General features: G+C 67.5%; 7 protein-coding genes and 1 pseudogene. 5 read left to right on the forward strand and 3 right to left on the reverse strand.

Annotation, left to right across the window (positions count from 1 at the left end):
* Together KBZ04_RS11585 and pds are read right to left on the reverse strand one after the other, a co-directional pair.
* The coding region (locus KBZ04_RS11585) for a squalene/phytoene synthase family protein (RefSeq protein WP_254992076.1) at positions 1-829 on the reverse strand (829 nt) is incomplete at its 3' end.
* Positions 826-2,247 (reverse strand): 15-cis-phytoene desaturase, encoded by a 1,422-nt coding sequence (gene pds, locus KBZ04_RS11590; RefSeq protein ID WP_254992077.1) that lies wholly within the window; start codon positions 2,245-2,247, stop codon positions 826-828. The genes KBZ04_RS11585 and pds, both read right to left, overlap by 4 nt.
* A gap of 129 nt (positions 2,248-2,376) precedes the next feature.
* Between pds and KBZ04_RS11595 the strand changes: the two genes are divergently transcribed.
* Complete coding sequence (locus tag KBZ04_RS11595; protein WP_254944988.1) at positions 2,377-2,724, forward strand: NAD(P)H-quinone oxidoreductase subunit M; 348 nt, start codon at positions 2,377-2,379, stop codon at positions 2,722-2,724.
* On the forward strand, positions 2,721-3,464 hold the full coding sequence (locus tag KBZ04_RS11600) for a DUF3172 domain-containing protein (RefSeq protein WP_254992078.1): 744 nt from the start codon (positions 2,721-2,723) through the stop codon (positions 3,462-3,464). The genes KBZ04_RS11595 and KBZ04_RS11600 overlap by 4 nt, the downstream gene beginning before the upstream one ends.
* Positions 3,465-3,489: 25 nt before the next feature.
* Here KBZ04_RS11600 and KBZ04_RS11605 read toward each other — a convergent pair whose 3' ends face one another.
* The gene (locus KBZ04_RS11605) at positions 3,490-4,440 is read right to left on the reverse strand and encodes a LysR family transcriptional regulator (protein ID WP_254992079.1); all 951 of its coding nucleotides are present in this window, start codon (positions 4,438-4,440) and stop codon (positions 3,490-3,492) included.
* 118 nt (positions 4,441-4,558) lie between these two features.
* Here KBZ04_RS11605 and KBZ04_RS11610 point away from each other — a divergent pair, with 118 nt between their 5' ends.
* The 3 genes and pseudogenes from KBZ04_RS11610 to KBZ04_RS11620 all read left to right on the forward strand — a co-directional run.
* Positions 4,559-5,311 (forward strand): NnrU family protein, encoded by a 753-nt coding sequence (locus KBZ04_RS11610; protein ID WP_254992080.1) that lies wholly within the window; start codon positions 4,559-4,561, stop codon positions 5,309-5,311.
* A 97-nt stretch (positions 5,312-5,408) separates the two neighbouring features.
* Positions 5,409-7,418, forward strand: coding sequence for an NAD(P)H-quinone oxidoreductase subunit 5 (locus KBZ04_RS11615; RefSeq protein ID WP_254992081.1), 2,010 nt, complete (start codon positions 5,409-5,411; stop codon positions 7,416-7,418).
* An 86-nt stretch (positions 7,419-7,504) separates the two neighbouring features.
* A pseudogene (locus KBZ04_RS11620) lies at positions 7,505-7,987 on the forward strand (NAD(P)H-quinone oxidoreductase subunit 4); the annotation flags it as partial.

Here is a 7,987-nt window from a genome sequence, read left to right on the forward strand (position 1 = left end):
CGATGACATCAAGGATCCCCCGATACAGCCGCAGTGACGCCCATACAGGCCAGCGGGCATCCGGCGCCAGCCAGCGCACCCCGGCCTCGGAACGGTTGAACCAATCCCTGGCCCGCTCCAGCTGGAATCGCATCAGCGCCTGCCAGTTCTCGTTGAGACGGCCGGCCATGAGATCGGCTTCGGAGTAACCGAATCGGTCAAGATCCTCCTGGGGAAGATAAATGCGACCGCGGCCCCGATCCTCACCCACATCGCGCAGGATGTTGGTCAGCTGGTTGGCGATGCCCAGGGCCACGGCGGCTTCCGAGGTGTCGGGACGCTCGCTCCAGGGGGCGGAGGTGTAGGCGGCATCGACCCCCATCACCTCCTGGGTCATCAGTCCCACGGTGCCGGCCACCCGATAGCAATAGAGCTGGAGATCGGAGAAGCTGGCATAGCGATCGCGCAGCACGTCCATCCGCTGGCCCTCGATCATGTCGAGGTAGGCCTGCAGGGGCTGGGGGAAGCGCTCCATCGTGTCCACCATCACCCTGTCGAGGGCATCGACGGCATGGCCGGCGAACAGGGCACGGGTGCGCTCCTCCCAGGCATCGAGACGCTCCAGCAGCACCTCGGCGGACAGCGTCTGGGCCTGGGCGCTGTCCATCAGTTCGTCGGTGCGGCGGCACCAGACGTAGATCGCCCAGATGGCCCGGCGCTTGGCCGGGGGCAGCAGCATCGTGCCGAGATAGAAGGTCTTGGCCCAGCGCGCCGTTTCCTGCCGACAGGACTCGTAGGCGTCCTCCAGATCGGTGGAGAGGCAGGGGGGCAGCGGGGCCAGCACACTCACACCGCCGCCAGGCTCTGGGCAGGGGCGGGGTCCTGGCCCCGGCCGGAGAGGTGGGCGTCCACGGCGGCAGCGCAGAGCTTGCCACTCAGCACCGCCCCCTCCATGGAGGCCAGATAGCGCTGCATGGTGAAGCAGCCCGCCAGGAAGAAGTTGGGGATGGGGGAATCCTGGGAGGGGCGCAGCTGCTGGCAGCCGGGCACGGTCTTGTAGACGGACAGCGGCGTCTTGACGACCACCGACTTGCGCAGCCGGGCCGGGGTGGCACCGGTGAAATGGACGGGGAACAGGCGCTTGAGCTCCTCCAGCGTGGCGGCCACGATCTCTTCATCCGGGCGACCGATCCAGTCGGCGGCAGGAGCGAACACCAACTCCAGCATGGAGCGATCTGGATCCTCGTACTCCCGGCAGGTGTTGCTCATATCGGCGTAGACGCTGAGCAGATCGGAGCGGCTGAACAGCAGGTGGTCGATGTCGGTGAGCTTGCGATCGAACCACAGGTGGATGTTGATCACCGGAACACCCCGAAGGCCCTCGAGCTTGCTGAAGTAGGGCAGCTGCTTCCAGGGCTCGGGCAGCAGCAGCTTGAGCGGGTCGACCGGCATGGCGCTGACGTAGGCATCGGCCTGGATCTCCCGTTCGGGTCGGCCCTTAATGCCGCCGATGCGGAAGCCGGTGACGGCGCCGTCCTGATCGATGCGGATCTCCCGCAGGGGCGAGTCCAGATGCACTTCTCCCCCCCGGGCCTCGATGGAGTCGACCATCGGCTGGCAGAGCCGCTCCGGTGGGTTGCCATCGAGGAAGGCCATGCGGGAGCCGTCGGTTTCCTGCAGGAAGCGGTTGAGGGCGGTGAGCACCACCGTGCTGGAGATCTCATCGGGGTTGATGAAGTTGAGCGCCTTGCTCATGGCGAGAAAAACTTCATCATTGACGCGCTCGGGGATCTTGTGAATCCGCAACCATTCACTCCAGCTGTACTTGTCGCATTCCTCCACATAGTCCTGGCCACGCAGCATCGCCGGAACCAGGCCGAGACCGAAGGCGATCTTCTCCGGCCAGGTCAGCATGTCGTTGTTACCCAGGATCGCCGCCACGCCGTTGAAGGGGGCCGGCAGGTCGGGAAAATCGAAACGGCTGTAGGTGCCCGGCACCTCCTTCTGATTGAAGATCATCGCGTGGGATTTCCACTGCAGACGATCCTCGTTGTCCAGCTCGGCAAAGAGTTGGCGCATGTTTCGATAGGCGCCGAAGAAGATGTGCAGGCCGGTTTCGTACCAGTCACCATCGGCGTCCTGCCAGGCCGCCACTTTCCCGCCCAGCACATCTCTGGCCTCAAGCACGATCGGGGTATGGCCGGCGTCACAGAGGTATTTGGCGCAGGACAGGCCGGCCAGCCCGGCCCCGGCGATGACAACCCGCATGTCGAACCCGAGATCAGCAGCAACCTTATCGGGCCCTCCAGGGCAAGGGCGACCGGCGGCCGGGGCCCGGGGCGACGGATTCGGGCTCCGTCCTACCTAAAGTCGTCACCTGCCTCCGAGGACGAGCCCATGGTCGAGACGCTGCTCAAGTCCACCACCCGCCACATCCGTCTGTTCACGGCGCGGGTTGAGAACGACGATCTGATCCCCGACCCGGATCAGCTGACCCTCGACATCGATCCCGACAACGAGTTCCTCTGGGACGAGGCCGCCTTGGAGAAGGTGCGTGGCCAGTTCAGGCAGCTGGTGGCGGCCCAGGCCGGCCAGGAGCTGAGCGACTACAGCCTGCGTCGCATCGGCTCCGAACTGGAGGGACTTGTCCGGCAGATGCTCCAGGCCGGCGAGCTGAGCTACAACCCCGAGGCCCGGGTGCTCAATTATTCGATGGGCCTGCCCCGCAGCCCGGAAACCCTGTGACCCGCTCCCGCAGCAGCAGTGGCCGGCCCGAGCCGGGCGGCTACGCCTCCCGACCCGACCGCTACGACCCCCGGGCCGACCGTTACGACGAGCGCCCCGACCAGCGAGCGGACCGCTTCTCCACGGGCTATGGACGCCGGGACGACCCACGCGGGACCCAGGGCCGACGGGGCACCACCGGCGGCGGTGGCGGGCGTCCCCCCTCCGGCAACGGCGGTGGGCCGACGGGCGGCGGCGGGCCCAACATTCAGCTCAATGTGGCCACCGTGGCGGTGCTGGCGGGGGTGCTGGTGGTGGGCATCGGCATCGGCAGCGCCGTGACCAGCACCACCCAGGGCAACCAGGGCAACATCGCCAGCGCCCAGCAGCTCGACATGGCGGTGCCCGACCCCGAGTTCTGCAAGCAGTGGGGGGCCAGCGCCTTCGTGATGGACATCGAGCTGTACACCACGATGAACCCGAGCAGCAGCTTCGTGACCCAGCCCACGCTCCAGCCCGGTTGCGTCATCCGTCGGGAGAACTGGTCGGTGCTGCAGAAGGAAGGGGCGGTGACCGCCGAGCAGATGCGCCAGTGCAAGCAGCGCATGAACACCTTCGCCTACATCGGCTCGGTGCGCGACAAGCCAATCGTGCGCTGCGTCTACCAGACCGACATCACCGGCAACAAGTTCCAGACCCGGGGGGTCGCCGGCGCCGCCGATGACGCCGTCGGCATCACACCGGAGGCCGATCAGTTCTGACCCCGTTGCGCTCGGCCAGCCCCGGCTAGGCCTGCACCTGGCGCAGGGGGCTGTCCGGGCTGGCGAACACCGGCAGCACTTCGCGCCGGAAGGCGTCGGCAGCCCTTGAGCAGTAGCGGGCCGGATGGGTGATCAGCTTCAGCTGGCGCCGCACCATCAGGTCGGCAACCTGGGGGCGGTACAGGGTGCCGGCCGCCAGCTCCCGCTCGATCGACACCACCGGCAGGAACGCCGCCCCCAGGCCCGCCTGAACGGCGTTCTTGATGGCCTCGAAGGAGTTGAGCTCCATCTCGATCTTGAGCCGCTGCACATCCAGCTTGGAGCGGCTCAGCAGCTGGTCCACCATCTTGCGGGTGGTCGACTGGGCGTCGAGGCAGACGAAGCCCAGGCGGTAGAGGTCGTCCTTGGTGAGCTCGGGCAGACGGGCGAGGGGGTGCTTGGGGGGCAGCACCAGGGCGAGTTCGTCGTTGGCGTAGGGCACCACCTGCAGCAGGTCGTTGAGATCCGCCGGCAGCTCACCACCGATGATCGCCAGATCGATCTGGCCGTTGGCCACGCTCCAGCCGGTGCGGCGGGTGCTGTGCACCTGCAGCTGCACCGCCACGTCGGGATACTTCTGGCGGAACAGGCCGATCATGCGGGGCATCAGGTAGGTGCCCGTCGTCTGGCTCGCCCCCACCACGAGGGAGCCGCCGCGCAGGTTGTGGAGGTCGTCGAGGGCCCGGCAGGCCTCCTGGCACTGGCTCAGGATCCGGTCGCAGTAGCTGAGCAGCAGGTGGCCGGCCTCGGTGAGCTGGGCCTTGCGGCCACCGCGGTCGAACAGGGAGACATCCAGCTGCTTCTCCAGGTTCTGGATCTGCAGGCTCACCGCCGGCTGGGTGACGTAGAGGCTGTCGGCCGCCTTCTTGAAGCTGCCCTCACTGGCGATGGCCCGCAGGATCCGGAGCTGGTCGAGGGTGAAAGGCAGATCTGCCATGGGTCGGGGAGGCCTCGGGGGGACCGTTCGCCGGAGCCGGCAGGCCGAGCGGAACTCTAGGGGGCTCGCCCGGTGGCAAGAATCGACCTGTCACATCCGCTCCAGCCCCCCGCCCCCCATGCCCTCGCTTTCCCTGCTGACGGCGGGCCCCCAGCACAGCAGCGTGGTGATGCTGGCTCTGTTGCTGATCTTCGCCCTGATCCACAGCGGCGGAGCCTCGCTGAGGGTCTGGGGGGAGGCGAGGATCGGGCCCCGGCTCTGGCGGCTGCTGTTCGCCGGCCTCAGCATCCCCGCGGCGGTGATCGTGGTGGGCTACTTCCTCGCCCATCGCTACGACGGCCTGAGGCTCTGGAACCTGCAGGACCAGCCCTGGGTGGTGCCGGTGGTCTGGACCGGCACGGCCATCAGCTTTCTGTTTCTGTATCCGGCCACCTACAACCTGCTGGAGATCCCCGCCGTGCTGAAGCCCCAGGTGCGGCTCTACGCCACGGGGATCATCCGGGTGAGCCGCCATCCCCAGGCGGTGGGCCAGGTGCTGTGGTGCGCGACCCACCTGCTCTGGATCGGCACCAGCTTCACCCTGGTGGCCTGCGTGGGGCTGATCGGCCACCACCTGTTCGCCGTCTGGAACGGGGACCGGCGCCTGCGCCACCGTTTCGGCGCCGCCTTCGAGGAACTGCGGGCCTCCACGTCGGTGCTGCCTTTCGCCGCCGTCCTGGATGGCCGTCAGACGCTGGTGGCGGCGGAATTCCTGAGGCCCTCCCAGCTGGGGATCGCCATCGCCATCGGCGTGTTCTGGTGGGCCCACCGCTGGATCGGCCTCGGCGCCACCACCTTCTCGCGCACGGCCCTCGCCCACTGGCTGGGCTGAAGCCCCCGCCGGCCGGCGGAGGTCGATGGGCAGGCCACCACAGAGCCGGGGCCAGACCGGCGGGCCTGCCTAAACTCGCGCCAACAGAGCCTCCAGGATGCCCTCCGCTTCCGAACTTGCCTGGCTGATACCAGTGCTCCCCCTGCTGGGGGCCTGCCTCACCGGCCTGGGGCTGATCACCTTCAACCGCACCGTCAACCGCCTGCGCAAGCCGGTGGCCCTTCTGCTCATCACCTCCGTGGGCATGGCCGCGGTGCTGAGCTTCGCGATCCTTGCCGAGCAGCTGGCCGGAGCGGGCGGCACGGAGGTGTTGTTCGACTGGGCCGGCGCCGGCACCTTCCACCTGCAGATGGGCTTCCGCGTCGACGCCCTCGGAGCGGTGATGCTGTCGCTGGTCACCACCATCGCCCTGCTGGTGATGGTCTATTCCGACGGCTACATGGCCCACGACAAGGGCTACGTCCGTTTCTTCACCTATCTGGCCCTGTTCAGCAGTTCGATGCTGGGGCTGGTGATCAGCCCCAACCTGCTCGAGATCTACGTGTTCTGGGAGCTGGTGGGCATGTGCTCCTACCTGCTGGTGGGCTTCTGGTACGACCGCGACGCCGCCGCCAACGCGGCCCAGAAGGCCTTCGTGGTCAACCGGGTGGGCGACTTCGGCCTGCTGCTGGGCATTCTGGGCCTGTTCTGGGCCACCGGCAGCTTCGGCTTCGAGGAGATCGGTGAACGGCTTTCGGCCGCCGTGGCCGGGGGCGGCCTTCCCACCGGGGTGGCCGTGCTGCTCTGCCTGCTGGTGTTCATGGGGCCGATGGCCAAGTCGGCCCAGTTCCCCCTGCACGTGTGGCTGCCCGATGCCATGGAGGGCCCCACCCCCATCTCGGCCCTGATCCACGCGGCCACCATGGTGGCGGCCGGCGTCTTCCTGGTGGCTCGCCTGCAGCCGGTCTACGAGCCCTTCCCCGAGGTGCAGGTGGTGATCGCCGTGATTGGCACCATCACCTTGTTCCTGGGGGCCACCATCGCCCTCACCCAGATGGATCTGAAGAAGGGGCTGGCCTACAGCACCGTCTCCCAGCTGGGTTACATGATGCTCGCCATGGGCTGCGGGGCCCCGTTGGCCGGCATGTTCCACCTCGTCACCCACGCCTTCTTCAAGGCGATGCTGTTCCTCGGCTCCGGCTCGGTGATCCATGCCATGGAGGAGGTGGTGGGCCACGAACCCGTGCTGGCCCAGGACATGCGCCTGATGGGCGGCCTCCGCAAGCACATGCCGATCACCTCCGCCACCTTCCTGATCGGCTGCATCGCGATCAGCGGCATCCCTCCCCTGGCGGGCTTCTGGAGCAAGGACGAGATCCTCGGCCAGGCCTTCAACAGCTTCCCGCTGCTCTGGGCCATGGGCTTCCTGACCGCCGGGATGACCGCCTTCTACATGTTCCGCCTCTACTTCCTCACCTTTGAGGGCCCCTTCCGCGGCCTGGACGCCGGCATCCGCGCCCAGCTGCTCAGCGCGGCGGGCCAGCCCCCGGAGTCGACCGAAGATGCCCACCACGGCCATGCCAGCCATCCCCACGAATCGGGCTGGCAGATGGCCGCTCCCCTGGTGGTACTGGCGGTGCCTTCGGTGCTGATCGGCCTGCTCGGCACCCCCTGGAACAGCCGTTTCGGCAACCTCGTTGATCCCGTCGAGGCCGCCGAGGTGGCTGAGCACTTCAGCTGGGGGGAATTCCTGCCCCTGGCCGGCGCTTCAGTCGCCATCTCCAGCCTCGGCATCGGCCTGGCCGTGCTGGCCTACGCCCTGCACCGCATCGATCTCGGTACCGCCGTGGCGGCGCGCTTCCCGGCCATCAACCGCTTCCTGGCGAACAAGTGGTATCTCGATGCCATCAACGACAAGCTCTTCGTGCAGGGGAGCCGCCGACTGGCCCGCCAGGTGCTCGATGTCGACTCCAAGGTGGTGGATGGGGTGGTCAACCTGACCGGCCTGCTCACCCTCGGCAGCGGCGAGGGCCTGAAGTACTTCGAGACCGGCCGCGTCCAGTTCTATGCCCTGATCGTCTTCGGCGGGGTCATCGGCCTGGTGCTCCTGTTCAGCGCCTTCGGCTGAGCCCCTCTGTGTGTGACAACGCCCATCCGGTGGGTGGGTTGGAGGCGGGGATTTCTACACTCCGGCCAGATGGACAGCACCGTTCTGTGCCCTTTCCCTGGCTGAGCACCGCGATTCTGTTCCCGATCGGCGCCGCTCTGCTGATCCCCTTCGTGCCCGACAAGGGCGATGGCAAGCAGGTCCGCTGGTACGCCCTCGGCGTCGCCCTCACCACCTTCCTGGTGACCGTGGCGGCCTATCTGCGCGGCTATGACCCGGCCGATCCCGGCCTGCAGTTGGTGGAGCGGGTGCAGTGGCTGCCCGATCTGGGGCTGGCCTGGTCGGTGGGGGCCGATGGCCTCTCCATGCCGCTGATCCTGCTCACCAGCTTCATCACCTCCCTGGCCTGCCTGGCGGCCTGGCCGGTCACCTTCAAGCCGAAGCTCTTCTACTTCCTGCTCCTGGCCATGGACGGCGGCCAGATCGCTGTGTTCGCCGTGCAGGACATGCTCCTGTTCTTCCTGGCCTGGGAGCTGGAACTGCTGCCGGTGTACCTGCTCCTGGCCATCTGGGGCGGCAAGACGCGCCAG

This window comes from Cyanobium sp. N5-Cardenillas (assembly GCF_024345515.1).
Lineage (GTDB): Bacteria > Cyanobacteriota > Cyanobacteriia > PCC-6307 > Cyanobiaceae > Cyanobium.